Raw genomic sequence first — 1,841 nt, 5'->3', positions numbered from 1 at the left:
AAAAAGCGAATGTGCGGGTCGAGCGCGAAAGCGCAAGACCAAGTCAAATAACTTCTTTTTTAAATAATAAGAGCTAGATTAGTTCTTCAATAAACTTTATTGGAGAGTTTGATCCTGGCTCAGGACGAACGCTGGCGGCATGCCTAACACATGCAAGTCGAACGGAGAAAGTTCAACACCAAGTATTTCATCCGCTGAAGTGTAGCGGTAAAAATTGCGAAGCAATTTTTACTACGCATTAAAAGCATGAACTAACACGGTGGTTGAAGTATTAGGTGTTGAACTTTCTTAGTGGCGAACGGGTGAGTAACGCGTGGGCAACCTGCCCTCTAGATGGGGACAACATCCCGAAAGGGGTGCTAATACCGAATGTGACAGCAATCTCGCATGAGGATGCTGTGAAAGATGGCCTCTATTTATAAGCTATCGCTAGAGGATGGGCCTGCGTCTGATTAGCTAGTTGGTGGGGTAACGGCCTACCAAGGCGATGATCAGTAGCCGGTCTGAGAGGATGAACGGCCACATTGGGACTGAGACACGGCCCAGACTCCTACGGGAGGCAGCAGTGGGGAATCTTCCGCAATGGGCGAAAGCCTGACGGAGCAATGCCGCGTGAGTGATGAAGGAATTCGTTCCGTAAAGCTCTTTTGTTTATGACGAATGTGCAGATTGTGAATAATGATCTGTAATGACGGTAGTAAACGAATAAGCCACGGCTAACTACGTGCCAGCAGCCGCGGTAATACGTAGGTGGCGAGCGTTGTCCGGAATTATTGGGCGTAAAGAGCATGTAGGCGGTTTTTTAAGTCTGGAGTGAAAATGCGGGGCTCAACCCCGTATGGCTCTGGATACTGGAAGACTTGAGTGCAGGAGAGGAAAGGGGAATTCCCAGTGTAGCGGTGAAATGCGTAGATATTGGGAGGAACACCAGTGGCGAAGGCGCCTTTCTGGACTGTGTCTGACGCTGAGATGCGAAAGCCAGGGTAGCGAACGGGATTAGATACCCCGGTAGTCCTGGCCGTAAACGATGGGTACTAGGTGTAGGAGGTATCGACCCCTTCTGTGCCGGAGTTAACGCAATAAGTACCCCGCCTGGGGAGTACGTCCGCAAGGATGAAACTCAAAGGAATTGACGGGGGCCCGCACAAGCGGTGGAGTATGTGGTTTAATTCGACGCAACGCGAAGAACCTTACCAAGGCTTGACATTGAATGACCGCTCCAGAGATGGAGCTTTCCCTTCGGGGACATGAAAACAGGTGGTGCATGGCTGTCGTCAGCTCGTGTCGTGAGATGTTGGGTTAAGTCCCGCAACGAGCGCAACCCCTATCCTATGTTACCAGCGGGTAATGCCGGGGACTCATAGGAGACTGCCAAGGACAACTTGGAGGAAGGCGGGGATGACGTCAAGTCATCATGCCCCTTATGTCTTGGGCTACACACGTACTACAATGGTCGGCAACAGAGGGAAGCAAAGCCGTGAGGCAGAGCAAACCCCAGAAACCCGATCCCAGTTCGGATTGCAGGCTGCAACTCGCCTGCATGAAGTCGGAATCGCTAGTAATCGCAGGTCAGCATACTGCGGTGAATACGTTCCCGGGCCTTGTACACACCGCCCGTCACACCACGAAAGTTGGTAACACCCGAAGCCGGTGGGGTAACCGTAAGGAGCCAGCCGTCTAAGGTGGGGCCGATGATTGGGGTGAAGTCGTAACAAGGTAGCCGTATCGGAAGGTGCGGCTGGATCACCTCCTTTCTATGGAGTACATGAGCAAGGAAACTTGTTCGTACGACAAGTCGACGCACATTCGCTTAGGTTGATGTTTAGTTTTGAAGGTTCAAA

The 1,841-nt window shown here is 51.4% G+C and carries 1 rRNA gene; it reads left to right on the top strand.

Annotated elements, in window-relative coordinates:
- The first annotated feature begins 96 nt into the window (after positions 1–96).
- Positions 97–1,754, top strand: a 16S ribosomal RNA gene (locus tag HMPREF9443_RS01115).
- The last annotated feature ends 87 nt before the right edge of the window (positions 1,755–1,841 follow it).

The organism is Phascolarctobacterium succinatutens YIT 12067, assembly GCF_000188175.1.
Lineage (GTDB): Bacteria > Bacillota > Negativicutes > Acidaminococcales > Acidaminococcaceae > Phascolarctobacterium_A > Phascolarctobacterium_A succinatutens.
The sequence above is the reverse complement of the archived record's forward strand: the minus strand, read 5'-3'. Positions and strand labels throughout refer to the sequence as shown.